This window comes from Streptococcus oralis (assembly GCF_026782375.1).
Classification (GTDB): Bacteria; Bacillota; Bacilli; order Lactobacillales; family Streptococcaceae; genus Streptococcus; species Streptococcus oralis_CL.
Window position 1 is genome coordinate 751,012 of record NZ_JAKUWJ010000001.1, and the last position, 26,440, is coordinate 777,451.

The 26,440-nt window shown below is 41.7% G+C and carries 29 protein-coding genes, 1 tRNA gene and 1 other annotated feature; of the genes, 5 read left to right on the forward strand and 25 right to left on the reverse strand.

The window, feature by feature from the left end; translation table 11 throughout:
- Positions 1-77: 77 nt before the first annotated feature.
- Positions 78-1,190 carry an alanine dehydrogenase gene (ald, locus tag MK409_RS03730; RefSeq protein ID WP_268705377.1) on the forward strand — a complete coding sequence of 371 codons (1,113 nt, stop codon included), beginning with the start codon at positions 78-80 and terminating at the stop codon, positions 1,188-1,190.
- Between the two features lie 49 nt (positions 1,191-1,239).
- Here the strand turns inward: ald and MK409_RS03735 are convergent, their stop codons facing one another.
- The 21 genes from MK409_RS03735 to MK409_RS03835 all read right to left on the reverse strand — a co-directional run bounded on the left by MK409_RS03735 (position 1,240) and on the right by MK409_RS03835 (position 17,508).
- Complete coding sequence (locus MK409_RS03735; RefSeq protein ID WP_268705378.1) at positions 1,240-2,226, reverse strand: PhoH family protein; 987 nt, start codon at positions 2,224-2,226, stop codon at positions 1,240-1,242.
- An 80-nt stretch (positions 2,227-2,306) separates the two neighbouring features.
- Entirely contained in the window at positions 2,307-2,522 is a 216-nt protein-coding gene (locus tag MK409_RS03740; RefSeq protein ID WP_268705379.1) for a YozE family protein, read from the reverse strand.
- Positions 2,519-3,124 carry a GrpB family protein gene (locus tag MK409_RS03745; protein ID WP_268705380.1) on the reverse strand — a complete coding sequence of 202 codons (606 nt, stop codon included), beginning with the start codon at positions 3,122-3,124 and terminating at the stop codon, positions 2,519-2,521. Before MK409_RS03745 ends, MK409_RS03740 begins: the two co-directional genes overlap by 4 nt.
- An 11-nt stretch (positions 3,125-3,135) precedes the next feature.
- The gene (gene cvfB, locus MK409_RS03750; protein ID WP_268705381.1) at positions 3,136-3,990 is read right to left on the reverse strand and encodes an RNA-binding virulence regulatory protein CvfB; all 855 of its coding nucleotides are present in this window, start codon (positions 3,988-3,990) and stop codon (positions 3,136-3,138) included.
- 59 nt (positions 3,991-4,049) lie between these two features.
- On the reverse strand, positions 4,050-4,607 hold the full coding sequence (gene frr, locus MK409_RS03755; RefSeq protein WP_001262235.1) for a ribosome recycling factor: 558 nt from the start codon (positions 4,605-4,607) through the stop codon (positions 4,050-4,052).
- A 7-nt stretch (positions 4,608-4,614) separates the two neighbouring features.
- Positions 4,615-5,352 (reverse strand): UMP kinase, encoded by a 738-nt coding sequence (pyrH, locus tag MK409_RS03760; protein ID WP_000002996.1) that lies wholly within the window; start codon positions 5,350-5,352, stop codon positions 4,615-4,617.
- An 83-nt stretch (positions 5,353-5,435) separates the two neighbouring features.
- Positions 5,436-6,770 carry a methylenetetrahydrofolate--tRNA-(uracil(54)-C(5))-methyltransferase (FADH(2)-oxidizing) TrmFO gene (trmFO, locus tag MK409_RS03765; protein ID WP_268705382.1) on the reverse strand — a complete coding sequence of 445 codons (1,335 nt, stop codon included), beginning with the start codon at positions 6,768-6,770 and terminating at the stop codon, positions 5,436-5,438.
- Positions 6,771-6,955: 185 nt separating this feature from the next.
- The gene (gene rsmI, locus MK409_RS03770; RefSeq protein WP_268705383.1) at positions 6,956-7,834 is read right to left on the reverse strand and encodes a 16S rRNA (cytidine(1402)-2'-O)-methyltransferase; all 879 of its coding nucleotides are present in this window, start codon (positions 7,832-7,834) and stop codon (positions 6,956-6,958) included.
- 2 nt (positions 7,835-7,836) lie between these two features.
- A complete protein-coding gene (gene yabA, locus MK409_RS03775; protein WP_000358229.1) occupies positions 7,837-8,154 on the reverse strand; it encodes a DNA replication initiation control protein YabA in 318 nt (105 codons plus the stop codon).
- Positions 8,155-8,174: 20 nt separating this feature from the next.
- Positions 8,175-9,083 (reverse strand): DNA polymerase III subunit delta', encoded by a 909-nt coding sequence (locus MK409_RS03780; RefSeq protein WP_268705384.1) that lies wholly within the window; start codon positions 9,081-9,083, stop codon positions 8,175-8,177.
- Positions 9,080-9,718 (reverse strand): dTMP kinase, encoded by a 639-nt coding sequence (gene tmk / locus MK409_RS03785; RefSeq protein WP_268705385.1) that lies wholly within the window; start codon positions 9,716-9,718, stop codon positions 9,080-9,082. Before tmk ends, MK409_RS03780 begins: the two co-directional genes overlap by 4 nt.
- A 120-nt stretch (positions 9,719-9,838) precedes the next feature.
- Positions 9,839-10,636 (reverse strand): pyrroline-5-carboxylate reductase, encoded by a 798-nt coding sequence (gene proC, locus MK409_RS03790; protein WP_247924083.1) that lies wholly within the window; start codon positions 10,634-10,636, stop codon positions 9,839-9,841.
- Positions 10,637-10,639: 3 nt separating this feature from the next.
- A complete protein-coding gene (locus MK409_RS03795; RefSeq protein WP_268705386.1) occupies positions 10,640-11,902 on the reverse strand; it encodes a glutamate-5-semialdehyde dehydrogenase in 1,263 nt (420 codons plus the stop codon).
- A gap of 9 nt (positions 11,903-11,911) precedes the next feature.
- The gene (gene proB, locus MK409_RS03800; RefSeq protein ID WP_268705387.1) at positions 11,912-13,021 is read right to left on the reverse strand and encodes a glutamate 5-kinase; all 1,110 of its coding nucleotides are present in this window, start codon (positions 13,019-13,021) and stop codon (positions 11,912-11,914) included.
- A 101-nt stretch (positions 13,022-13,122) separates the two neighbouring features.
- Entirely contained in the window at positions 13,123-14,022 is a 900-nt protein-coding gene (locus MK409_RS03805) for an RluA family pseudouridine synthase (RefSeq protein ID WP_268705388.1), read from the reverse strand.
- Positions 14,006-14,473: a signal peptidase II gene (gene lspA, locus MK409_RS03810; protein ID WP_268705389.1), complete on the reverse strand. Its 468-nt coding sequence runs from the start codon at positions 14,471-14,473 to the stop codon at positions 14,006-14,008. The genes MK409_RS03805 and lspA overlap by 17 nt, the downstream gene beginning before the upstream one ends.
- Positions 14,470-15,378, reverse strand: a complete 909-nt coding sequence (locus MK409_RS03815) for a LysR family transcriptional regulator (RefSeq protein WP_268705390.1) — start codon at positions 15,376-15,378, stop codon at positions 14,470-14,472. Before MK409_RS03815 ends, lspA begins: the two co-directional genes overlap by 4 nt.
- Positions 15,379-15,619: 241 nt before the next feature.
- On the reverse strand, positions 15,620-15,913 hold the full coding sequence (gene rpmA, locus MK409_RS03820) for a 50S ribosomal protein L27 (protein ID WP_000916509.1): 294 nt from the start codon (positions 15,911-15,913) through the stop codon (positions 15,620-15,622).
- A gap of 16 nt (positions 15,914-15,929) precedes the next feature.
- Positions 15,930-16,274, reverse strand: coding sequence for a ribosomal-processing cysteine protease Prp (locus tag MK409_RS03825; RefSeq protein WP_000613698.1), 345 nt, complete (start codon positions 16,272-16,274; stop codon positions 15,930-15,932).
- A gap of 15 nt (positions 16,275-16,289) precedes the next feature.
- Positions 16,290-16,604, reverse strand: coding sequence for a 50S ribosomal protein L21 (rplU, locus tag MK409_RS03830; protein ID WP_000109141.1), 315 nt, complete (start codon positions 16,602-16,604; stop codon positions 16,290-16,292).
- A 33-nt stretch (positions 16,605-16,637) separates the two neighbouring features.
- Positions 16,638-16,757 (reverse strand) — a sequence feature (ribosomal protein L21 leader region).
- A 64-nt stretch (positions 16,758-16,821) separates the two neighbouring features.
- Entirely contained in the window at positions 16,822-17,508 is a 687-nt protein-coding gene (locus MK409_RS03835; RefSeq protein WP_268705391.1) for a YoaK family protein, read from the reverse strand.
- A 156-nt stretch (positions 17,509-17,664) separates the two neighbouring features.
- On the opposite strand from MK409_RS03835, the gene MK409_RS03840 reads away from it, so the two are divergent.
- The gene (locus MK409_RS03840) at positions 17,665-18,642 is read left to right on the forward strand and encodes a Gfo/Idh/MocA family protein (RefSeq protein WP_268705392.1); all 978 of its coding nucleotides are present in this window, start codon (positions 17,665-17,667) and stop codon (positions 18,640-18,642) included.
- Positions 18,639-19,721, forward strand: a complete 1,083-nt coding sequence (locus tag MK409_RS03845; RefSeq protein ID WP_268705393.1) for a DEAD/DEAH box helicase — start codon at positions 18,639-18,641, stop codon at positions 19,719-19,721. The genes MK409_RS03840 and MK409_RS03845 overlap by 4 nt, the downstream gene beginning before the upstream one ends.
- A 24-nt stretch (positions 19,722-19,745) precedes the next feature.
- On the opposite strand, the gene MK409_RS03850 is transcribed toward MK409_RS03845, so the two are convergent.
- Positions 19,746-20,123, reverse strand: a complete 378-nt coding sequence (locus tag MK409_RS03850; RefSeq protein WP_268705394.1) for a DUF1934 domain-containing protein — start codon at positions 20,121-20,123, stop codon at positions 19,746-19,748.
- Positions 20,124-20,193: 70 nt separating this feature from the next.
- On the opposite strand from MK409_RS03850, the gene MK409_RS03855 reads away from it, so the two are divergent.
- Together MK409_RS03855 and yidA are read left to right on the forward strand one after the other, a co-directional pair.
- On the forward strand, positions 20,194-21,501 hold the full coding sequence (locus MK409_RS03855; protein ID WP_268705395.1) for an HD domain-containing protein: 1,308 nt from the start codon (positions 20,194-20,196) through the stop codon (positions 21,499-21,501).
- Positions 21,502-21,510: 9 nt separating this feature from the next.
- Positions 21,511-22,317, forward strand: a complete 807-nt coding sequence (yidA, locus tag MK409_RS03860; RefSeq protein WP_268705396.1) for a sugar-phosphatase — start codon at positions 21,511-21,513, stop codon at positions 22,315-22,317.
- A 373-nt stretch (positions 22,318-22,690) separates the two neighbouring features.
- On the opposite strand, the gene MK409_RS03865 is transcribed toward yidA, so the two are convergent.
- The 3 genes from MK409_RS03865 to MK409_RS03875 all read right to left on the reverse strand — a co-directional run bounded on the left by MK409_RS03865 (position 22,691) and on the right by MK409_RS03875 (position 26,429).
- Positions 22,691-24,787: an SEC10/PgrA surface exclusion domain-containing protein gene (locus MK409_RS03865; RefSeq protein WP_268705397.1), complete on the reverse strand. Its 2,097-nt coding sequence runs from the start codon at positions 24,785-24,787 to the stop codon at positions 22,691-22,693.
- Positions 24,788-25,166: 379 nt separating this feature from the next.
- Positions 25,167-25,577, reverse strand: coding sequence for a helix-turn-helix transcriptional regulator (locus MK409_RS03870; protein WP_268705398.1), 411 nt, complete (start codon positions 25,575-25,577; stop codon positions 25,167-25,169).
- A 780-nt stretch (positions 25,578-26,357) separates the two neighbouring features.
- Positions 26,358-26,429 (reverse strand) — tRNA-Arg (locus tag MK409_RS03875).
- Between the last annotated feature and the right edge of the window lie 11 nt (positions 26,430-26,440).

A 26,440-nucleotide genomic window follows, 5' to 3' on the forward strand; every position in this document is an offset into this window, starting at 1 on the left:
AACCATCACATTTTTGATTTATGAACTGGAATGTGACAACTAAAACAATCCCGTCAATTGAAAGGTAGGTTATCTCTATGTTAATCGGAATCCCAAAAGAAATTAAAAATAACGAAAACCGCGTTGCCCTCACACCTGCTGGTGTCCATAGCTTAGTTTCTCGTGGACATCGTGTCCTCATCGAAACAAATGCTGGTCTCGGTTCAGGATTTACTGATGCTGACTATCAAAAGCAAGGAGCTGAGATTGTCGCTACTGCTGCCGAAGCCTGGGCTGCCGAGTTGGTCGTGAAAGTAAAAGAACCACTAGCTTCTGAATATGCTTATTTGCGCGACGATCTTCTCCTCTTCACCTACTTGCACATGGCCGCTGCGCCAGAATTAGCAGATGCCATGCTAGCAGCAAAAACAACAGGAATTGCCTATGAAACTGTTCGTGACAATCAAGGACAACTACCTCTCCTCGTTCCTATGAGTGAGGTTGCCGGCCGTATGGCTGTTCAAATCGGAGCTCACTTCCTTACTAAGCAAGCTGGTGGTTCTGGTGTCCTACTAGGTGGTGTACCAGGCGTTCCAAAAGGAAAAGTAACCATCATCGGTGGTGGTGTCGTCGGTACACATGCTGCCCGCATCGCCCTTGGTCTTGGTGCTCAAGTGACTATTTTAGATATCAGTGCTAAGCGTCTCTCAGTTCTAGAAGAAGTCTTTGGAAACCAAATCCAAACTCTTATGTCTAATTCTTTCAATATCGAAGCAAGTGTGAGAGATGCTGATGTAGTGATTGGAGCGGTGCTCATCCCTGGTGCCAAAGCACCGAAATTGGTGACAGATGAGATGGTCAAACAAATGCGTCCAGGCTCTGTCATCGTTGACGTGGCCGTTGACCAAGGTGGTGTTATTGAAACAGCTGACCGTGTGACAACACACGATGAACCCGTCTATGAAAAACACGGTGTTCTCCACTATGCCGTTGCCAATATCCCTGGTGCAGTTGCTCGTACCTCTACTATCGCCCTAACCAATGTCACTCTTCCTTATATCGAAGCTCTTGCTGGCAAAGGATTCGCACAAGCAATTGCTGAAGATGAGGGCTTGCGTCAAGGTGTGACCACTTATCAAGGTTACTTGACCAGCCTCCCAGTTGCTCAAGGCCTCGATAAAGATCACACGTCAATCGACGAACTTGTTTAAAGCTATACACTCATTAAAAAGAGCAGTTCAAATCTGAACTGCTCTTTTGCTATTCTGTTTCTTCCTTCTTTTCTTCATTTTTAACTGGAGCTGGTTCATAGGCTCGGATAATCTGAGCAACAACTGGATGGCGAACCACATCCTTGGCTGAAAAATGAACAAAGTCAATTTGGTGAATGTTCTTGAGCTTTTCTTGAGCATCAATCAAACCAGACTTAACATTGCGTGGCAGGTCAATCTGGCTGATATCTCCATTGACAATCATCTTAGAATTAAATCCCAAACGGGTCAAGAACATCTTCATCTGCATGATGGTCGTATTTTGTGCCTCATCTAAAATGACAAAAGCATCGTCCAAGGTCCGCCCACGCATGTAGGCAAGGGGCGCGATTTCGATAATTTCACGCTCCATGAGACGAGTCGTTTGGTCTTTGCCGAGAATCTGATACAAGGCATCATAAACTGGTCGAAGGTAAGGATCCACCTTCTCCTTAAGGTCACCAGGAAGAAAACCTAGACTCTCGCCAGCTTCCACTGCTGGACGAGTGAGGATAATCCTCTTGACTTGCCCACGTTTAAGGGCAGTCACTGCCAAGGTCACTGCAAGAAAGGTCTTCCCAGTCCCTGCAGGTCCGATTCCAAAGGTCACATCATGCTGTTTGACACTGTCCACATAAAGCTTTTGACCCAAGGTTTTGACACGGATCGGTTTCCCTGTATTGTCTTTGATAATTTCTTCTTCGTAAAGGGCGACAAACTTGTCGATTTCATCGTTTTTGACCATGCTAATCGCAGTGACCACATCTGGTGTGCCGACTGTCATTCCACGATTTACCAAGACCATCAAAGCCTGAATAACCTGACGGGCTTCCTCACAGGCAGTCTCTTCTCCGATAACCTGGACAATCTCCGTACGGGCATGAATCACCACATCGAGCTCTTCTTCCATCAAACGAAGATGGCGCTCATTGGAACCAAAAAGATGAAACAGGTCATCTGGATGACTTAGTTGAATGTCTATTGAATGTTCCTTCAAATAAAGAACCTCTCTAATCCGTTTATTTCTTTTTATTATAGCAAAGAGAACAATAAAATACTAGCCTCATCTCATTGTCTCTAGTGTTCTAAGTATTCTTGCCAGATGGCGTCAAAGTCTCCTAGGTTGAAAGAGAAACTGGCATGTTCCTCCAAAAAGCGACTCACCTCATCAAAATCATCTGTATGTTTTGGAAAAGCTGACTCTTCAAAAGCGAGGTCTGCCAAGATGGCTTTAGGGCTACTACTTTTAGGATTGCGCTCGGTCATGAGCCAAGTGTAAAATGATTTTCTCAATTCTTTCTCCTATCAAGAGTTTTTTGATGACACTTTTCTGATTCTTGAAAATTACTGGACTTAGCCTCTGAAACGTAGTGGTTTATAAAATCTGTTTTAGCATCTGTATAGGCGTCTCGATTGTGTTCAAATTTTTTCCACAAACTTAGTTTTAATTCCTGATACGCTTGGGCAATATCTGGATGCTGGCAGAGATAATCTCTAAAATAAATCTCGTCATGATCTCCCGTCATTCGCAAATGTAAATGAAAAACTTTCTCAGCAAATCCCTGCTCTGTATATCCTTTATTTAGCGAAATCCTGTTAGGACTTTCCGACATCACTAGCCACCCATTCTTCACCAATAAATCCCTAACTCTTGCTAAATCCTCTATTCCACCTACTTCTAGCAGAATATCAACGATATTTTTTGCCCAAATATTAGGGATAGCAGTGCTACCGATATGTTCTATTCTTTTAATAACATTTGCACCCAATATTTTTTTCAGACTTGTTTTTTCCGATTCATACCAGTCTTTCCACTCTGACTTGGGCTCTACTAAAAAAATAGGAAAAAGTTGCCAGAGTTCCTCTAAACTCATTTCTTCAAGTTTCTTTATCATGTCTATAAGGCCTAAATCATCTCTGTACCAAACTGGTCTTGCTTGATTTTACCAGCCTTCATCAAGCCACCGAGCGCTTTCTTGAACTGACCTTTTGAGATGCCAAAGGTTGCCTTGATGTCCTCAGGAGATGACTTATCATTTAAGGTCATGAAACCGCCATTGCTTTCCAAGTAGGTCAAAATCATCTGAGCATCATTTTCCAACATTTCAAAGGAACGTGGTTTGAGGGATAGGTTCAAGGTACGATCCACTTCACGGAAACCGATGACACGCGCATCTAGCACTTGCCCCAAACGTGGCTCTGCGTAACGTTCACTTGGGTGAATGAAACCAAGCATGTTATTCTCTGGTAGGTAAACAAATGTTCCTGACAGCTTGAGACGGTAAACAATGGCTGGCCAGTTTTGGTTCTGCATGTTGTTGTAGGCAGGACGAGCCAGACGTTGGAAGTCTTCCTGATACGCCAAGAGTCCCCAGATTCGGTCTTTCTTGTCCACTTCAAGACGGATGTAGAGTTTGTCGCCCTTCTTAGGCCAGAGTTCCTTGAGCTCAGGGAGGATATCAAGTGACACTACAATCTCCTTGTCAGGTAGACCGGTATCGACAAAGACACCCAAGTCCTTACGAACTTCTGTTACGGTTCCCCAACCAAATTGGTCCTGAGTGGCAGTCACTTCTAAAGTGGTCAATCGGAGTTTCTGCTTCATATCCGTATAGGCAAAACCTTTGACCGTATCACCTACCGAATGTTGACCTTCTTCCTTGGCAAGAGCATAGGTCTGACCATCCTTTTGCACAAAGTAAAAACGGTCATTTTCATCGATGATGAGTCCAACGATAAAACTTGCAAGATTTGTATTCATATTTCCTTCTTTCGAATAAAACTCAGCCAGCAATGCCAACTGAGTTTTTCTGTTTATTTTTAGACTTCCAAGATTTCTTTTTCTTTATTGGCAGTCATGTCGTCGATGTGTTTCACAGCATCGTCTGTTACTTTTTGAATATCTTTTTCAAGAGTCTTCAATTCGTCTTCAGTGATTTCTTTTGCTTTTTCTTGCTTTTTAGCTTCATCCATAGCATCACGGCGGATATTGCGGACAGCTACTTTAGCATTTTCACCGACCTTCTTCACTTCTTTGGCAAGGTCACGACGAGTCTCTTCTGTAAGAGCAGGGATAACCAAGCGGATCACAGAACCGTCATTAGCTGGTGTAATACCAAGATCAGAAGCGTTCAAGGCACGTTCGATGTCTTTCAATGAAGACTTGTCAAATGGTGTTACCAACAAGACACGCGCTTCTGGAATGGTAATTGAAGCGATTTGGTTAAGAGGAGTTTCGACTCCATAGTATTCTACGTGGATACGGTCTAGTAAGCTTGCGTTGGCACGACCGGCGCGGATACCACCAAATTCACGAGCAAGTGATTGGTGAGACTGGGTCATTCTCTCTTTAGCTTTTTCTACAATTGCATTAGCCATAATTTTCTTATTCCTTTTCTTCGATATTGTTTGAAACTGTTGTTCCGATATTTTCACCAAATACAACACGTTTGATGTTGCCTGGTTGGTTCATGTTAAAGACAACCAAGTCAATGTCGTTGTCCATAGAGAGAGTTGAAGCAGTTGAGTCCATGATACGAAGACCTTTATTGATAACGTCACGGTGGGTCAATTCTTCAAACTTAACGGCAGTCTTGTCTTTCTTAGGATCGGCATTGTAAACACCGTCTACGCCATTTTTAGCCATAAGGATGGCATCTGCTTCAATTTCAGCTGCACGAAGGGCTGCTGTTGTATCTGTTGAGAAGTAAGGTGAACCAATCCCAGCACCAAAGATAACGATACGACCCTTTTCAAGGTGGCGAAGGGCACGTCCACGTACATAAGGTTCTGCCACTTGTTGCATCGCAATGGCAGTTTGCACACGCGTATCGACACCAACTTGTTGCAATGAATCTGCCATCACAAGAGCATTCATCACGGTCCCAAGCATTCCAGTGTAATCTGCCTGAACGCGGTCCATTCCTGCTTCTGCAGCAGGTTCCCCACGCCAGAGATTTCCTCCACCAATAACAAGGGCAATTTCGATACCTAAGCTATGAACTTCTTGAATCTCTTTTGCGATTGTTTGAACTGTCTGGATATCAATCCCTACGCCACGTTCACCGGCAAGGGCTTCACCTGATAACTTGATTAAAATACGTTTATACTTGGGATTCGCCATTTTTACTCTCCTTTTTTTATCCTACCTATTTTATCACAATTTCTAAGATTTTTATAGTATCATGGGCAATTCTTTCAAAAAAATTAGACCGTTAAAAATTCCTCTAAGTCGGTAAGAGCAAGCTCTGCAATTTTTTCATAACGAGCCTTCTTATCACGGATACGCTCACCTTCCAATTCCTTGATAATCCCAAAATTAACATTCATGGGTTGGAAATGTTTGCTATCAGCGTGAGTGATGTAATGAGCCAGACTTCCAATCGCTGTGGTCTCTGGGAAGATAGCTTCACTTTCACCCTTAAAGAGACGAGCTGCGTTAATACCTGCAACCAAGCCTGAAGCTGCTGACTCAACATAGCCTTCCACTCCCGTCATTTGACCAGCAAAGAAGAGGTTGGGCTGTTTCTTAGAACGATAGGTCTGCTCAAGAAGATTTGGCGAATCCATGTAAGAATTGCGGTGCATGACCCCATAGCGAACAAACTCCGCATTTTCAAGACCTGGAATCATTTGGAAGACACGCTTTTGTTCTCCCCATTTGAGGTGGGTCTGGAAACCGACGATATTGTAGAGGCTACCAGCCGCATTATCCTGACGAAGCTGGACAACTGCATAAGGGGTTTTGAATTCGCCATCACGAGGCCCCGTATAGTCGTCTGGGTACTCCAGACCAACTGGTTTCATAGGACCATAAAGCATGGTTTTAATGCCACGCTTAGCCATGACTTCGATAGGCATACAACCTTCAAAGTACTTTTCTTTTTCAAACGAATTGAGCGGTGCTTCTTCCGCATTGACCAAGGCTTCATGGAAATCCATAAACTCTTGTTTGGTCATTGGAGCGTTGAGGTAGGCTGCTTCTCCCTTGTCATAACGAGACTTGAGATAGACCTTGCTCATATCGATGGTGTTAACGTCGATAATCGGCGCCGCCGCATCATAGAAATAGAATCCATCACCGTCATTAAGGGAATGAATCTTTTCAGCTAGGGCGTCGCTGGTCAAAGGACCAGTAGCAACAACCGTAATAACATCGGTCGGCAATTCTGTGATTTCATCACGAACCACTTCAATCAAGGGATGATTGGCTACTTTTTCGGTCACCATTTGAGAGAAACCATCGCGGTCCACCGCAAGGGCACCTCCTGCAGGAACACGTGTAGCTTCTGCTGATTCCAAGATAACAGAACCCAAGCGGCGCATTTCTTCCTTGAGGAGACCCACTGCATTTGTCAGAGCATCGCCACGAAGAGAATTGGAACAAACTAACTCCGCAAAATTGTCTGTTTTGTGCTGAGGTGTTGACTTGACACCACGCATTTCATAGAGTTTAACTGGAATACCACGTTCTGCGATTTGGTAGGCAGCTTCAGACCCCGCTAAACCTGCTCCGATAACATTGATATAAGATTGAGACACGACACTAATACCTCTTTGGGAGTGTGAAGACAAGATTCACATTGAAAAAGCCAACTAAACTTACGAGATTACGAGTTTCTAGGCTCAGGCTGAAAAAGTCCCCCGGACTTTTTCACTCCCACAAATCTTTCTAATTTTTCTTTTACTAGTATAACAAAAAAAGGGAAGAAGGCAAACTTCCCTGTTTAATCACTTTCTTGATTTTCTTCCCATTCGTGGTAGGCAGCATAGAGCTGGCTTTTATTCCACTGATATATCTTTGCAACTTCCTTAATGGCTTGATTTTTCTTCATGCCTTGCTGGATACGAGATTGGATTTCTGAAAACAAGTCCTCCTCGTCCTTTTCCTCCACATCCTGACTAGCACCATCAACGATGAGAAGGCATTCGCCCTTGAGTGGCGTTTCAGCTATACTTTCTAATAACTCAGAAATGGTACCTCGTTGGTATTCTTCATAGATTTTGGTCAATTCTCTGACCAAGACTACCGAGCGGTCACCGTAGACTTCTAGCATATTTTCCAATGTATCTGCCACACGATGAGGCGATTCATAGAAAATCTGAGTTTCTGGGTAATCTTTTTTTAAGTCGAAAAATTGCTTTTGCTGGCCTGATTTTCTCGGTAAGAAACCGTAAAAGATATGTGGTTGTGGTGCTAGGCCACTGGCAATCAAGGCAGAAATTCCAGCAGAGGCACCCGGAACTGTAACAACTGCGATTTCTTCCTCAATAGCTTCCTTGACCAAATCATGCCCAGGATCTGAGATACTAGGCAGACCCGCATCAGAAACCTGAGCAATACTTTGCCCCGCCTTCAGAAAACCAATCAAATCAGGAATCTTTTCCTTGGCATTGTGCTCGTGAAAACTGATCTGCTTTGTCTGAATGTCAAAATGCTTGAGCAAAAGACCTGTATTGCGCGTGTCCTCAGCCGCAATCCAATCCACTTCTTTCAGAGTTTGGATGGCACGAAAGGTCATATCGTCTAGATTGCCAATCGGCGTTGCTACTAGGTAAAGTTTGCCATAGGGAGATTGTCCCTTAAAACTTTTTTGAATCTGCATGCTTACTCCCTATATAACAACTCATCACAGAACATACATTCCTCGTCCTGCTCGCGACGTTGTCCATAAAAATCATTACATACGTGAAAACCGTCTTTATAGATTCGGCGGACACTTTCACGAACATGCTTAGCCTTGACGGGGGTATCTGCTTCCACCTCGCCCAAGCGTTCGCGCAACTTACTATTTTCCAAGCGAAGAGCTGTATTTTCCTCTACCAGGCTCTTGAGATTTTTCTTGATGGCTTCTACATCGGCCAAGGTCACCAATAACTGTTGAGAAAAATCGTCTAGCGCGTCAAATAATTCTTTTTTGTCCATAAACCAGCCCTTTCCTTTCTTTATCCTTCATTTTGAGTTTTTATTTCTTTCAAGACCAGATATTCCATGGCATTTTGAAAGCTGACATTGGCTTGCCACATTTTTCTAGCTTCTAGCAAATCTTGTAGAATCTGTCGAATCCTTGCTTGCAAGAGATCCTGCCCACAGAGAACTTCGAGGATTCGCAAGACCTGATCTTGTTTTTCCTTGTCATCTGCCAAGCTGGCTAATTTCGCAACTTGGAGATAACTTTCTTTTTTCTTAGCTAATAACCAAGTCAGCAGGTGTTCGCTCTCATCCACCAAGGTCCAAAAACTTGCCTGGTTTGCCAGTTTTTCAGCTTCAGCACGCGATTGACAAAACTGGGCTAAAAGAGTCGCTTTTTTCTTGACAAGCCCCATTTGTTCTAGGAGCAAGATGAGCTTCTCTTCTTGCTTTTTAAAGTGGAAAATCTGGGTCCGACTCCGGATAGTTGGCAAGATTTTTTCCTCATCGCTGGTCAAGAAGAATATGTAAACTTCACTCTGGGGTTCTTCGATGACCTTGAGCAGAGAATTGGCTGCGTTGGGGTGCATTTTCTCCGCATGTTCGATAATAAAAACCTGTTGCTGACTTTCAATCCCTGCTTGAGAAAACTGGCCAACCAATTCCCGAATCCGTTCTGTCTTGATGACCTGATTGACTGGCTTAATCAAGGTAACATCGGGAAATTCTTCCTGTTCAATCAGCTTGCAGTTTCGGCATTTCTCACATGGTAAAACGCCTACTTTATTCGTACAAAAGAGGCTCTTAGCCAAAAACTGCGCCATTTCCAAGCTTCCAAAGAAACCTGAAAAGAGATAGGCGTGATTGAGCTGGTCTTGTTCTAGGATACGGACAAAACGGTCAAACTGGTCTGGTTGCCAAGCCTTTAGTTGATCTTGTTTCATTTAGCCAAGCCCATTCTGTCAAATAAGACAGCCTTGGTTGTTTCCACAACTTGCTCCAAAGGAAGACTGGCATCAATCTTGACCATGCGATTTCCTTCTTTGTCCAGAAGAGAAAGGTAACCTTGACGAACTTTTTTGTGCAAGTCCAAACCTTCCAAGTCCAAACGATTGACCTCGCGATCACTATTGGCAGCAATGCGAGCCAGTCCTTCTTCCACATCGATGTCAAAATAGAGGGTCAAATCAGGTTTGAGGCCATCTGTCGCAAAGTGATTGAGCCAATCAATGGCATCAATATCCAAGCCACGACCAAATCCCTGATAAGCAACGGAACTATCGATGAAGCGATCCATAATGACCAACTTACCAGCTTCAAGAGCAGGGAGAACTTTTTCCACCAAGTGCTGTCTGCGACTTGCGATATAGAGAAGGAGCTCTGTTTTAGGATCCATCTGAGTATGACTTGGGTCCAGAATCACTTGACGAATCTTCTCCCCAATCAAGACTCCACCTGGCTCACGGGTCGTCAGTACCTCTACTCCTTTTTCCTCTAAAATGGGAAGTAGAGCCTCTAAAACGCTAGTCTTCCCTGCTCCCTCTGGTCCCTCAAGAGAGACTAAAAATCCTTTTGACATGTCTAACTCATTTCTTTTTTTCTACCTTCTATTCTATCAAAAAAATAGGTTTTTGTGACAATCTTTTTGTTTCTTCTCTATTCAATCGACCATAAAAGAGGTTGGGAGTTATCCAACCTCTTAATTACCTAGTTCTTGTGTTCGTTTATAAGCTTGATGAACTGCGTCCATGACTGTACCTCTAAAGGCATGTTCTTCCAGACTTGCTACACCCGCGATAGTCGAACCTCCTGGGCTGCAAACTTGGTCTTTCAAAACTCCAGGATGTTGCTGGCTTTCAAGAACCATTTGTCCAGCGCCAACTACTGTTTGGGCTGCCATTTTCAAGGCCATTTCTCGTGGCAATCCTGATTGAACACCCGCATCTGCCAAAGCCTCGATAAAGAGGTAGACAAAAGCTGGTCCACAACCTGCAAGACCTGTTGCTGCGTCAATTAAGCCATCCCCAAGCTCAACTAATAGACCCGCATTGGATAAAAGCTGACAAAAGAGTTCCCTGTCCTCAGCACGACAGTTTGCTGACAGGGCGTAACTAATCACTCCTTGGCCGATAGCCACTGGAGTATTGGGCATGATGCGAATGATTCGGTGGTGACTTGGCAGAAGACTCGCTAGTTTTTCCAAGGTCAATCCAGCCGCCATGGAAATCAAAAGAAGACTCTCTCTCTTTTCAAGGATAGACTGGTATTGAGCAAGCAGTTCAGAAAACTGAGCAGGCTTAACTCCTAGAAAAATCACATCTGCTTCTGCAAAAATTTCTTCATTGCTGGAAGCCTGACCACCAAAGTCGGCAATGAAAGCATCTACTTTTGCTTGACTGCGATTGGCAAGGAGAATCTGAGCACCCGTTTTGGCCTGCAAGACAGCTTTCGCCAAGCTAGAACCCATATTTCCCAAACCGATAAATCCAATTTTCATCTCTTACTCCCTTATCTGTCCATCACCAGTAACCACATACTTGTAGCTGGTCAATTCCTTCAAGCCCATTGGACCACGCGCATGCAGTTTCTGGGTTGAAATCCCCATCTCACATCCAAGACCAAACTGGCCTCCATCAGTGAAACGTGTTGAAGCATTGACATAAACCGCTGCTGAGTCTACTTGATCTGTAAAGTAAGCTGCAGCTTCAGCATTTTCCGTCACAATAGCATCCGAATGATGGGTACTGTGGGCTTCAATATGCGCAACCGCTTCTTCTAAACTGCTCACAACCTTAACCGCTAGGATATAATCTAAAAACTCGGTGTCAAAGTCTTGGGCCTCAGCTGATCGACCTGAAAGAAAGTGACTTGCTTTGCTATCCAAGCGGAATTGAATCGGTTCCAGTCCAGCTTCTTTCCGACTTGTAACCAGCACTTTCTCCAAGCGAGGAAAGAAATCCGCTGCCCTGTCTTCATGAACCAGCAAAACCTCCATAGCATTGCAGACAGAAGGACGACTGGTTTTAGCATTATTGATGATGGCTAGAGCCTTGTCTTCATCGGCATCCTTGTCCACATAAACATGGACAATACCAGTTCCTGTCTCGATAACAGGTACGATAGCATTTTCAACCACGGCATTGATCAAACCAGCTCCTCCTCGAGGAATGAGAAGGTCTAGATAGCCCTTGGCCTTCATCATAGCATAGCTACTTTCTCGACTGGTATCTTCTACTAGTTGAATCACATCTGGGTGAATAGTAGTCGTCTCCAAGCCCTTCTTCAAGGCTGTGACAATAGCATGGGCTGTTTGGTAGGCGTCCTTGCCACTACGAAGAACAACCGCATTGCCACTCTTGAGAGCCAAGGCAGCCGCATCAGACGTCACATTTGGACGGCTTTCATAGATAATACCGATAACCCCCATAGCCACACGTTTCTTGGTAATAAGCAAGCCATTATCAAGATGACTTGTCTCTAGGACTTCACCAATGGGATCTGGTAATGTAACCACTTCACGAATACCAGCTGCCATCGCTTCTATACGTCCCGCATCCAAATAAAGACGATCCAGCATGACATCTGAAATTTTCCCCTTGGCTGCTGCCATATCAAGGGCATTGGCCGCTAGAATCTCCTCAGTAGCTGCCAATAAGTGATCAGCCATAGCTAGCAAAGCCTGGTTTTTCACTGTTTCACTAGCAGTGTTGATTGACTTTTTAACAGCCTGTACTTGTTCAAATTGTTCTTGTGTCCTTACCATTTTTCACCTCTAAAATTCTGTAAAGAGCAGCTGGATTTCAGGAGTGATGGAAATCCAGTCATCACGGTGAATCAAGACTCCCTTAGCTTTTTGAGAACGGAGCATATCTTCTAGGGCTGAGACACCAAATTGAACACGTCCCTTTCCAAGAGATTGACCTGTTTCTTTATCTGCTACTGTGACAATATCATGGTAAGAGAAATTCCCTTCCACTTCTACCACACCTGATAAAAGGAGACTTTTTCCGTTTTTTGAAAGTGCTTCTGCAGCTCCACCATCTACCCAAATCGTTCCTTGACTTTGAGCATAAAAAGCCAACCATTGTTTCTGGGTACGAAGGCCTTTCTCTTGCGCAACAAAGAAGGAACCATCCTTGGTCTCGTCCGCCGCCTCAATCAGGGCATCTGATTTCAGGGACGAGCAGATATAGACTGGCACACCCGACTCCGTTGCGATCGTAGCCGCCTTGATCTTAGTCAACATCCCACCTGTACCATTAGACGAACCCGCTCCACCAGCCATATCAATAATCTCACGATTGATGGTTTCGATTTTCTCAAGACGTTTAGCTCTTGGATCTGAGTTGGGATTTCCAGTATAGAGACCGTCTACATCCGTCAAGAGAACCAAAAGGTCTGCTTGCACCATAGCCGCTACCTGAGCACTCAAGGTATCATTGTCCCCAACCTTGAGCTCATCAATAACGACACTGTCATTCTCGTTGATGATAGGAATGGCATCACGATGAAGCAATACAGACAAGGCCTGATGGGCATTCTTATAACGACGTTTATCTACAAAATCATCCTGTGTCAGCAAGATTTGTGCGGAAACGATTTGGCGCATGAGGAGGTTGGTTGTGTATTCTTCTAGGAGCAAACCTTGTCCTACTGCAGCTGAAGCCTGCTTATCTGCAATCTTGGTCGGACGTTTTTTAAAGCCCAAAGCTCCAAACCCTGCCGCTACTGCCCCAGATGACACCAAAATTAACTCATGTCCAGCTTCATGCAACATAGCTAATTGTTGGGTAATTCCCTTTACTTTACTTCTTGATAAACTCCCGTCTTCATTTGTCAAGGAAGATGTCCCTACCTTAAAGACGATTCGTTTGTACTTCATATTCTCACTCCGATTCTTCATATTTATCCATTATAACATGAATACTTTAAAATAGAAAAGACTTGAAATGAAAAAGGTTGAGACAAGGCATCTCAACTCTTTTATCTATTCTCAGTTTGACGCAACCTTTCCAGCGTTTCTTTAAAAATCTCTGGAATATCTGCTGTGAATTCCAAGGTTTCACCTGTTCTCGGATGGGTAAATCCTAGAGTTTTAGCGTGGAGAAATTGCCCATGTCCCTTAAGTGTCTTACGAGGACCATAGACCTCATCACCAGCGACTGGATGATCGATATAAGCCATATGGACACGAATTTGGTGGGTACGCCCTGTTTCCAGTTGCAACTCCACTAAAGTATAATCGCCAAAGCGTTCCAAAACTTGAAAACGCGTCACAGCTGGCTTACCTTTAGCAGTCACCGCCTGTTTCTTACGGTCTTTTTCGCTCCGACCAATCGGTGCTTCAATCACACCACGATCATTTGGCAGATTGCCGTGAACAATCGCCCAGTATTTGCGTAGAGACTTCTTATCTTTTAGCTCTTGGGCAAGTGCTAAGTGGGCCTCATCATTTTTAGCAATCATGAGCAGACCAGACGTGTCCTTGTCAATGCGGTGAACGATGCCTGGGCGAAGAACGCCATTGATACCTGACAGGTCCTTGATATGGTACATGAGGGCATTGACCAAGGTTCCACTAGTATGACCGGCACTCGGATGAACCACCATCCCTTGAGGCTTGTTAACGACAGCCACATCCTCATCTTGGTAGATGATGTCTAGCGGAATATCCTCAGCCACATACACTAAAACCTCTGGTTCTGGCACATGGTAGGTGACGATATCCCCCTCTTGGACAGTGTATTTTGCTTTCTTGACTTGACCATTAACCAAAACTTGTCCAGCCTTGATTTGTTCATTAGCGAGACTGCGTGACAATTCTGTCAGGTCCGACAGGGCCTTGTCTAAACGTTGCCCACCAGTTTCAATTTTTATTTCCATTTACTTCCTCTTTAAGCATTGCAATCAATAAAACAATGACACCAACTGTCAAATAGCTGTCAGCCACATTGAAAATCGCAAAGTTGATAAAGTCTAGGTGAAACATATCCACCACAAAACCTTGACTCATTCTGTCGATAAAGTTGCCCAGACCTCCCGCGATAATTAGAGTCAGTCCAAAAACCATCCAGAGAGAATCCTCCATGTGTTTATGTAGATACCAAATGGCACCTGCCATGACGACCAGTGTAATGACAGCAAATAACCACTGCTGATCTTGTAACATAGAGAAGGCTGCTCCTCTATTCTGCAGGTAGGTCAAGCTAACGAGATTGGGTATCCAAGACCGAACCTCTCCCAAAGGTATCTGTTGGACGACATAGGCTTTAACCCACTGATCCAGTGCAATTAAGAGCAGTACAATCACTGCCACTATTCCTCTTTTTTTCATGATTTCCTCTTCTGATCAAAATATTCTTGCATAACCTCAACGAAAAGAGTCCCAGCTTGACTAAGCTCCACTTCTTCCCGTTTGACATAGACCATGCGATTATCTAGATTATCCTTGAGACGAATGACTGTGATGCCATTGACACTGTCACTATCCAAAAATCCAGAACCTGTCGCATAGGCGTCCGTACGCTCTAAAATACCATTCAAAGTAGCACGGTCCGTCACATTGAACATTTGGGAGCTAGCACTGGTGTCGACAAAGTTCTCTGAATAGTAAAGGTACTCATCCTTTTCCTGAGTAAAACGAACCGTTGGCAGATCCGCTAAATCCTCCATGACCAATTCCTCTTTCTGTGCTAAAGGATGCCCTTCACGGAGATAAATGTGAGTCTGGAAAGGAATTAGTTCAATAACTTCTAAACCAAGCTTTTCAACCCGTTGCATGATGCCCTTTTGATTTTGATTGTTGAGGTAGATAATCCCAATCTCACTGTGCCCCTGAGCTACTTCATCAAGGATTTGAACTGTAGTAGACTCAAAAATACGGAAGTTCTTGTAGTCAGGATAGCGCTCTGAAAAAGCCGTAATAGTTGGTGGCAAGAAATCATAGTGCTGGCTAGCAATGGAGAATTCATCTTTTTCTTCCTCAGAATTGGCATACTGATTTTGAAAAACATCAAATCCTTTGACCAATTCCTGCGCTTTCTCGTAAAATTCCATGCCACGACGGGTCAAGAAAGTTCCCGAACTCGTCCGACGGAAAATCTTAAAGCCCAGCTCTTTTTCCAAATCGCGCACAGAAATAGACAGACTGGGCTGACTGACATACATCTTTTCAGCAGCTTCACGGAAAGTACCACTGTTGGCAATAGCCACAACATAGCGTAATTGTTGAATATTCATCTTCTACCCCCAACTTCTCTATCTGTTTATTATACCATAAATCAGAAGTTTTCCACAAAGGGAAAAGAATATCCATCATAAAATCCAACTATACAAGACTTAAAAAAAGATGGGTATCAGCGTGGGTACCAAAATAAAAAAATAGGCTTTCCGAAAACTCGGAAAGCCTTATTTAATGCTACTTCTAGCTTCCTCGCCTTTTCATTTCAAGGCTCGGGATAAAAAGGTTCACTGGACCTTTTTATTTTGCGATTGGGTAAACAGAAACTTGTTTTTTATCGCGACCTTTACGTTCAAAGCGTACTACGCCTTCAACTTTAGCGAACAAAGTATCGTCTCCACCACGTCCAACGTTTACACCTGGATAGATGTGTGTACCACGTTGACGGTAAAGGATTGATCCACCTGTTACAGTTTGTCCGTCAGCTGCTTTAGCTCCAAGACGTTTCGCTTGTGAATCACGTCCGTTTGATGTAGAACCTCCACCCTTTTTGTGGGCGAAAAGTTGCAAGTTGTTAAGAGTCATTTTTAACATAATGTTTTCCTCCGTGTTAGTTTTCTGTGATAACTCTGGTTTGGACGAACTCAGATGAGTCCTCCGATAAGTTTGCCATACCCAAGAAAAATGATTCGAAGAATAACTGCGTCATTTCTCTCTGGTGTGAAGGAAGATCTTTTGGTATTTCCACCATCAGATAGCCACCTTCATCTTCGTTTAATTCTAGGATTGGTTCATAGCCTGCAAATTTCTCAATAGAATTGATAAAGTTAATGGCAAGCGTAGAAACCGATGCACACACGACATCTAAGCCGTATTCGCCACTCTCGGCGTGTCCAGTAATTTCCGCACTCCTCAGCTCGCCATCTTCGGCTCTCTCAAAGACTGCCTGTATCATGTGTTCTCCTTAAAATTAAGCGTTGATTGCGTTGATGACAACTTTTGTATATGGTTGACGGTGACCTTGTTTACGGTGGCTACCTTTTTTAGGTTTGTACTTGTAAGTAACAACTTTCTTTTGTTTTCCTTGTTTTTCAACAGTTCCAACTACAGTAGCTCCAGCAACAAGTGGAGTTCCGACAACAGTGTTTTCACCACCAACAAGAACAACTTCGTTAAAAGTAACTTCTTGACCAGCTTCAACGTTCAATTTTTCAACGTAAACTGCTTGACCAACTTCAACTTTAACTTGTTTTCCGCCAGTTTTGATAATTGCGTATGTGCTCATTATGCACCTCCTATGATTTTTAGGGTTTCCCCGTATTTTGTGAAGACTCGCCTAGCATCGTGGGACGAACCACTTAGTATATAAGCTCTAAGTATAACAAAGTTTAAATTTTGTATACGACGAGCAACGATGTTCGTGCGGTTGCACAGGACTGTGCATAGTCAACTCTTCAAGTATAGCATATCTTCTTTTTTCTTACAAGTGAAATCAATCAAAATTAAGCTTTTTCTTTCCCTTTTTTTCTCCAAGAAGCAAAAAGCATACTGAGGTAAAAGATGCTCATCATCACTGGAACACCTAGAATTGTTTTCTCTTGATAGTAAATCGTCAAATAAGCTGAAAAAACAACTCCGAAGACAAAACTGCTAAGTAAGCTAACAAAAATCAAGCCCTCTCGTAGAAAAGGCGTATGCTTAGTCCGGAAATAATCTCCAAAAGCCAACATGGTTCGTTTAATATTCCCAGTCATAAAGGCATTATTATAGGCGATACCCGACACTTCTCCAAAGGCTGTTGTCACCAAGCCCATACAAAAAGCTAAAGGTGGGACTAGGTAGATATTGTCAACTGACAAGGGAACAAAGCCAATGATTATGGATAAGACCGCGAGTGGAATCAAGGACAAAATCGGCTTTTTTACTATTCGGAGTTTTTCTTTATACAATGTCAGTAAAAAGACCCCCATCATAAAGGAAAGTAAGGTCATTACTTTAGCACTGGCATCTGAGACATTCTGTTGAATGAGTCCTACAGAAAGAAAAACCACATTCCCAGTTTGACCTGCTACAAGTGTATTCCCTCGAACGATAAAGGTATAGGCATCGACATATCCTGCACAAAAGGTCAAAAAAAGCGCTAGTCTTTTAGACTGACGAGATATTTTTCTTATTGGTAATAATCTCATTATCTCTCCCATTTCAGTTTCATTTACTCATTTCAATATTGTACCACTTTCTTTGAGAAAAGCGTAGTCCATTTGAAAATTTTTACCATCTGTTGGATAGTCCTTCTTTTCTGTGTTATAATGAAGGAAGGATTTAAAGTCGGAAAAGGAGTATCTATGCTGAAATTAGGTGTTATCGGAACAGGCGCTATCAGCCATCATTTCACAGAAGCAGCCCATACCAGTGGCCAATACCAGCTGGTTGCTGTCTACTCTAGAAAACTAGAAACTGCCGCAACCTTTGCTTCTCGTTATCAAGATATCCAACTCTTTGATCAATTAGAAGATTTCTTTAAGTCTTCCTTTGATGTGATTTATATCGCTAGTCCAAACTCCTTGCATTTTTTTCAAGCCAAGGCTGCCTTGTCTGCTGGTAAGCACGTCATTCTTGAAAAGCCAGCTGTCACTCAGCCACATGAATGGATGGATTTGAGACAGACAGCTGAGAAAAATCACTGTTTTATCTTTGAAGCGGCACGAAACTACCACGAGGAAGCTTTTACTACTATCAAAAACTTTTTAGCATACAAACAAGTGCTGGGAGCAGATTTCAACTATGCCAAGTATTCTTCCAAGATGCCGGACTTGTTGGCTGGGCAGACGCCAAATGTCTTTTCAGACCGTTTTGCTGGCGGAGCTCTTATGGATTTGGGGATTTATCCTCTCTACGCTACCGTTCGCCTCTTTGGAAAAGCTCAAGACGCGACCTATCAGGCTCAACAGCTCGACAATAGCATTGACCTAAATGGAGACGGTATGCTCTTCTACCCTGACTTTCAAGTTCATATCAAGGCTGGAAAAAACATCACTTCCAATCTTCCTTGCGAGATCTACACAGCAGATGGAACCTTGACCCTCAACACGATTGAGCATGTCCACTCAGCTATTTTTACTGACCACAAAGGAAATCGAGTCCAGCTCCCTATCCAACAGGCTCCTCATACGATGACTGAGGAAGTCGCAACATTTGCACACATGATCCAGCAACCAGACAAGACACGTTACCAGAACTGGCTGGATGATGCAGGCTCTGTTCATGAGCTACTATATACTATGCGCCAGACTGCTGGCATTAGATTTGAGGCAGAAAAATGAAAACCAAACTACCCACTGAATGGCAGAAATTGAGCGACCAACTCGGTTTCCAAGAATTTACCCCCATTCAAACTCAACTATTTGAGCCTATACTTGCTGGAGAAAACCTCTTGGGAGTGAGCCCAACAGGAACTGGTAAGACCCTAGCTTACCTCTTACCAAGTCTTCTCAGACTACAAATGAAAAAAGCCCAGCAACTCTTGATTCTAGCACCAAATACAGAGCTAGCTGGACAGATTTTTGACGTATGTAAAACATGGGCGGAAGCTATCGGCTTGACTGCTCAGCTCTTCTTATCAGGTTCCAGTCAGAAACGCCAGATTGAACGCCTCAAAAAAGGACCAGAAATTCTGATTGGAACCCCTGGCCGTATCTTTGAGTTGATTAAATTGAAAAAGATCAAGATGATGAATGTAGAAACCATCATTCTGGATGAATTTGACCAATTGCTCGATGATTCTCAGATTCACTTTGTCGAAAAAATCACTCACTACGCACCTCGTGACCATCAACTCATCTATATGAGTGCGACGACCAAGTTTGACCAAGAAAAGATTGCTACCAACACGCGCACCATTGATCTTTCTGACCAAAAGTTGGACAACATCCAACATTTCTACATGCAGGTGGACCAACGCCATCGTGTGGATATGCTACGAAAGCTGGTTCATGTTGAGGATTTCCGTGGTCTGGTCTTCTTTAACAGCCTATCAGACCTTGGAAGTGCAGAAGAAAAGCTACAGTATCGGGATATCTTGGCTGTTTCTCTTGCTAGTGATGTCAATGTCAAGTTTAGAAAAGTTATCTTGGAAAAGTTTAAAGACAAGCAACTAACCCTGCTCCTTGCAACTGACCTTCTGGCACGTGGGATTGATATTGATAGCCTAGAATGTGTCGTAAACTTTGATGTTCCTAGAGACATGGAAACCTACACTCACCGTGCGGGGCGTACAGGTCGCATGGGCAAAGAGGGCTATGTGATCACTCTCGTAACCCATCCTGAAGAACTTAAAAAACTCAAGAAGTTTGCTACAGTTCGAGAAATTGTCCTAAAAAACCAAGAACTCTATATCAAATAAGGTTGGCTCTCGCCAACCTTTTTCTTATCCCCATGTAATTTCTAATTGATAGCTGGCAAAGGGGTGTCCCTCTTGATTTTGCAGTTGATAGGCAAGCTCAATCTTTTGCCCATCTAATTTGTAGTGACTCGTTTGAATGATGAACTCCTGCATCCCTATAGGAGTAGGAATATAGGCCAGACTATCACTATCCTTTAGAAAACGCATGATGGTCTTCGGATTGGAAAAACGGCTCATCACCAGTTCTTCTTGATGAAACTTGAGCACCACTTTTTCCTTTTCCTCATTGTAAAAAAGCAGATAGATATAATCTCCCTTTTCACGCACTTCCACGTCATAGAGTTGGTCGATAACTTCCAACTGTTCATCAAACTGAATCGTATTTCGCATCCGAATCTTCACATCAAATCCTCTTTCTGTCTCTTGTCCTACTATTTTACCAAAAAGAGCAGGATTTTGCTATAATGGTCATATGAACGAAAAAGTATTCCGTGACCCAGTTCACAACTATATCCATGTCAATAATCAGGTCATCTATGACTTGATCAATACAAAAGAATTTCAACGTCTGCGCCGTATTAAGCAACTAGGAACTTCCAGTTATACCTTCCACGGTGGGGAGCACAGCCGCTTTTCCCATTGTCTTGGAGTCTATGAGATTGCACGACGTATCACGGAGATTTTTGAAGAAAAATACCCTGAAGAATGGGATCCTGCTGAATCTCTCTTGACCATGACCGCTGCTCTCCTACACGACCTTGGGCATGGTGCCTACTCGCATACTTTTGAAAATCTCTTTGATACAGATCATGAGGCCATTACCCAGGAAATCATCCAAAGTCCTGAAACAGAGATTCACCAAGTCCTGCTACAAGTGGCGCCAGATTTCCCAGAAAAGGTAGCCAGTGTCATCGACCATACCTATCCTAACAAGCAGGTCGTGCAGCTCATTTCTAGTCAGATTGATGCGGACCGTATGGACTATCTCTTGCGCGACTCCTATTTTACAGGAGCATCTTATGGGGAATTTGACCTGACTCGAATCCTCCGAGTGATTCGTCCTATCGAAAATGGGATCGCCTTTCAGCGCAATGGCATGCATGCCATCGAAGACTATGTTCTCAGTCGCTACCAGATGTATATGCAAGTTTATTTCCACCCAGCAACACGCGCCATGGAAGTTCTCCTACAGAATCTCCTCAAACGCGCCAAAGAACTCTATCCTGAGGACAAGGACTTCTTTTCACGAACTTCTCCTCATTTGCTACCTTTTTTTGAAAAGAAAGTTAGTCTATCTGACTATCTGGCTCTGGATGATGGTGTGATGAATACCTACTTCCAGCTCTGGATGACCAGTCCTGACAAGATTCTCGCTGACTTGTCGCAACGTTTTGTCAACCGCAAGGTCTTTAAATCCATCACCTTTTCACAAGAAGACCAAGACCAACTCGCAACCATGAGACAACTGGTTGAAGAAATCGGTTTTGATCCAGACTACTACACTGCTATTCATAAGAACTTTGACCTCCCTTATGATATCTATCGTCCCGAATCTGAAAATCCACGGACTCAGATTGAAATTTTACAAAAAAATGGTGAACTGGCGGAACTCTCTAGCCTGTCTCCTATCGTCCAATCCCTTGCTGGCAGTCGCCACGGAGATAATCGTTTCTATTTCCCAAAAGAAATGTTGGACCAAAACAGCATCTTCGCAAGCATTACCCAGCAATTTTTACACTTGATTGAGAACGATCATTTTACCCCAAATAAGAACGAATAGAGGAAATATATGAGTATTAAACTAATCGCCGTCGATATCGATGGTACCCTGGTTAACAGTAAAAAGGAAATCACTCCTGAAGTCTTTTCTACCATTCAAGACGCCAAACAAACTGGTGTCAAAGTCGTCATTGCAACAGGTCGTCCTATCGCTGGCGTTGCCAAACTTCTGGACGACTTGCAGTTGAGAGACGAGGGTGACTATGTTGTAACCTTCAACGGTGCCCTTGTCCAAGAGACTGCTACTGGCCACGAGATTATCAGTGAATCCTTGACCTATGAGGATTATCTGGATATGGAATTCCTCAGTCGCAAACTCGGTGTTCACATGCACGCTATTACTAAGGACGGTATCTACACTGCCAATCGCAATATCGGAAAATACACGGTGCACGAATCAACCCTCGTCAGCATGCCTATTTTCTACCGTACTCCTGAAGAAATGGCTGACAAAGAAATCGTTAAGTGTATGTTTATCGATGAACCAGAAATTCTCGATGCTGCGATTGAAAAGATACCAGCAGAATTTTACGAACGCTACTCTATCAACAAATCTGCTCCTTTCTACCTTGAACTCCTTAAAAAGAATGTAGACAAGGGTTCAGCCATCACTCACTTAGCTGAAAAACTCGGATTGACCAAAGATGAAACCATGGCGATCGGGGACGAAGAAAATGACCGTGCCATGCTGGAAGTTGTTGGTAACCCTGTTGTTATGGAAAATGGAAATCCAGAACTCAAAAAAATCGCCAAATACATCACCAAAACAAATGATGAATCTGGTGTAGCCCATGCTATCCGTACCTGGGTATTGTAAAAAGGCAAGAATAGACGAAAACCGCTCTGCTGAGCGGTTTTTGTCTATTTCATTTTAGAATTAGCAATAATTTCAAAAGATAAATAAGTTTGCCTTAGTTTCTGCAGAAACCGAACCTGTAGAAACTACCATACCCAACATTTCAAATGCAAGGATAACTCCACAAGCACCACCAACTTTCATTTTACGGATTGAACCATAAGCCTTATATTCTTGTCCTTTTTACATTTAATTATTTATCTCCTTTTCTAAAAACATTTATAACAAATTAAAACTCTCAATCACTTGATGGTGAACGAGAGAGTTTCTAAACAACTACAATCATATTTTCTCCTTTTCTACAAAAAAAGAGCCAGTAAAACTGACTCTTAATCTATTTCCATCTACCTAAATCATCAACCCAATAGCCTTGTACCCTCTCAGAACGAGCATAGATACCATTAGACTTCAAATAAAACCATGCTTTATAATAATTATCGTAAATCCATTCACTTTTTGCCATCTTACCATTAGATTTCAGATAATATGAGCCTTGCCATGCACTATTCGCATAAACTCCATTCGATTTTAGATAATACCACGCTTGATAAGAACTATCATAAATCCATTCACTTTCTGCCATCTTTCCATTAGATTTCAGATAATATGAACCCTGCCATGCACTATTCGCATAAACTCCATTCGACTTTAGATAGTACCATGACTTGTAATATGAGTCATAGACCCATTCACTCACAGCCATCTTCCCATCTGATTTCAAATAATATGAACCTTGCCAAGTATTTTTCAATGGTTGATTATTCTTATAGAAATACCACGTCTTACCTTCTTGAATCCAGCCATTCTTCTTAAATGAAGGAGCAGGATCAGGCTTAGTTGGATTTTTTTCTACCTTTTTCTCCTTTGATGGAGTTGGTTTTGTCTGAGCAGGTTTCTTATTCTGAACATATCGTCCAGTTCCATCAACATAGTATCGACCATTGTCTACCCATGAATTGGTAACCATTTTTCCATCAGAACCGAACCAATAATCACCTTCCCATGTGTTTTTTATAGGCCTATTATTCTTATAGAAATACCATACTGTTCCTTCTTGAACCCAACCATACTTTTGATTTTTATTTTGAACATATTTTCCTGACTTGTCAACGTAATAGCGACCATTGTCTACCCATGAATCGGTAGCCATTTTTCCGTCAGAACCGAACCAATAATCACTTTCCCATGTGTTTTTTAAAGGTTGATTATTCTTATAGAAATACCAATCGTTTCCTTCTCTTATCCAGCCTTTTTTCTCTTTTAGGGCTTCTTTTGCTTTACGCTCTTTCTCCTTTTCTTTTTCTTCTTCTTCGTTTAACTTATCAATTTCTTTAGAGATTTTTTCATATTCTTTATAAGAAATATTTAGTTTTTCCAACTTCCCTTTTTCTACTTCCAACTCTTTCTCTTTCTTGCCAAGAGTTGATTTTCTGTTACTTTCTGTAGTATTCACAGGAGTTTTTGTACTAAAATTATTCTTAGTTGATTTTGAAATTTGCTTGTCCGAAACAGTAATAAAACTCATTTGAGTTCCATCTTTCAACAAGAAAATTGAAAGACCAAAATAATCTACATTATTCGGCTTCCCCCAATTCACTCCAGCAATAGATTGAGCATGAAGGTATTCATAACCATTATACATAAAATCTAAAATGGCATTATAAATAGTACGTTTTAATTGTGCTTTTGTAACATCATATAAACCCTGAGTCGTACCTGCGCCATTTTCATAATATTGAGCACCATATTTTTTTTCTTCATCTTCCTTAGTAGAAGTAGGCAACCCATACTCTCTAGCTACCTCATTGATTCCTTTTACATAGTGCCAATACTCTACACTTCTATCTGCTTTTTGCATTTTAACAGACAGTTTACTAGCAAAATCAATAGACGATTCAGCAAGAACTAGTTCCTTAGTTCCCATTTGCCTTCTTACTTGATTTATCATATCAAAGGCAAAATAGTTCAATTCAATCAATACTTCTTTAGGAAGATTATCTAGATCATAAACCTCAGCTTCATCAGAACCAACAGTTACAAAGTCATTTTTCTGTAAAGCTAACTTCGCACTTTCGCTTTTCAAAATTTCTTCTGCCTGATCTCGTTCTTGTTCACTCTTACTAAAATCAAAATGATCCTTTAATGCTTTAACATAAGCAGGACTTACCTTAATAGTATTCTTTTCACTATATGGCACTTTCAAGGCTTCAACTTGTTTCTTCAAGGTATCAACCTTATTCTCAGACTCAACAAGTGAATACCAACGACCATCACCTAGATAGCCAGTAACACCATTCTTCTTAGCAAGTTCACTTCTTTGATTATCTAATTCTTTAATCTTAGATTGTCTTGCAGAATCAGCATGAACAACACTACTAAATGCCAACAATATAGCAGTTGATAAAAAAGCTATTGACTTTTTATATTTCATTCAAATATCCCCTTTTTTTTTTAATGTTATATACATTATATCATATCTCTTTAAAAATAAATTTTATTATTTTAAAATTCAATAATCACTCCATCTTCTCTAAAACGATTATAGGTTCTTTCAATCTTAGACATAATTTTACTGTAATAACTCCGTGTAAGTTGACCTACAGCATACAACTGATAATACAAATCATCACAACATTTTTTTGAAGACACATAAACATCAGCACCATTTTTTACATGAGCATAGATTTTCAAATTCCAGCAGAATCGACTATAGATTCGGTTATACTCTTTTATGATCCATTCTTCGGAATAAGTCCTCAACCCCTCCTTATAACCATACTCTTCGATTTTAACACACCTCTTTTCTAATACTAAATCTTCTCTGCTAGGTCAAGTAAGAATCGTTTCACTTCACTCTTATGAACATACTTAGTCTTATCATCAGCAGCAAATCGAATAGTTTCTTCGTAACTTTTTCCTTTAGTCAACATTGTTACCAGTCCATGAGAAAATTGATAGTGACAACCTAGACTATCTAAATCCTTCGTTGATAAAACTTCTTCACGTTTCACAGTGAATTTTTCATCTACATTGATAAAATCATCTATCATACAATTATAATATTTTGCTAGCTTGTAAAGTTTATCAATGCTAGGCTCACGATCACCACTTTCATAGCGTTTATATGCTTTCTTTTGAATACCTAGAAAGTTTGCTAGATCATCTTCTGACTTATTGTTTCTTTCTCTATACAAAATCAATGATTTTGATACGTTAATCATTTTGATTCCTCTTTTCTTTTATCTACACCTCTACTCATATTGTTAATTTACATAAAGGAACTCAATAGATTTCCTTGTGAAAACTAACAATACTTTCAATTCTTATCAGGACAAAACCTGTTTTATAAAAAACTAGTTATTGTTAATTTTTCGCAAAATAAAAAGGCTTATTTCAAAGCCTTTTTACGTTTTTTTTTCAATAGAATATAGCAATATAAAATATATGCTCTTATCTTCGCATACTTTCAGCCTCTCAGCCCACTACCTTCGCCAAGGTCACAAATTTAAAGATAACTCAATATCCCCTCTTTCTTACCCAAAGGCATTAGCAAGATTTTACTCTCACACACGACCATACAACACATAGACCTCACTATCTCACTCTAGCTACCTTCTAAGAAGTATCATTGACTGTACCACAGCCGTCAGTTCCCTTTTCTTATCTACTAAGGCGAAAGGACGAAACACCCACATTTTACATATTTGTATATAAAATGTGGGTGTTTCTCACAACTAATTTACATTAAACAGAGATAAACAAGTCAAAAATTAATTATTTAACTAACATAGCGAACATAAATAACTTATACCTATAAAGCCTTACTCCTATGATCTACTTAACTTCATAATCATCAAAATCAAAACAAATATTTGGTCAAATTTTGGTCACAATTTGGTCAAAAATTCCAAAAATACTAACCTATTTAAAAAAGCTAACTTGTGATGATTGCCTTTAAACTAACACTTTAAATATTCTTTTTTTCTTTACGCTTCTTTATATGCCCCCTGCAGGAATCGAACCTGCAACTACTCCTTAGGAGGGAGTTGTTATATCCATTGAACTAAGGGAGCTAGAGAAAAAC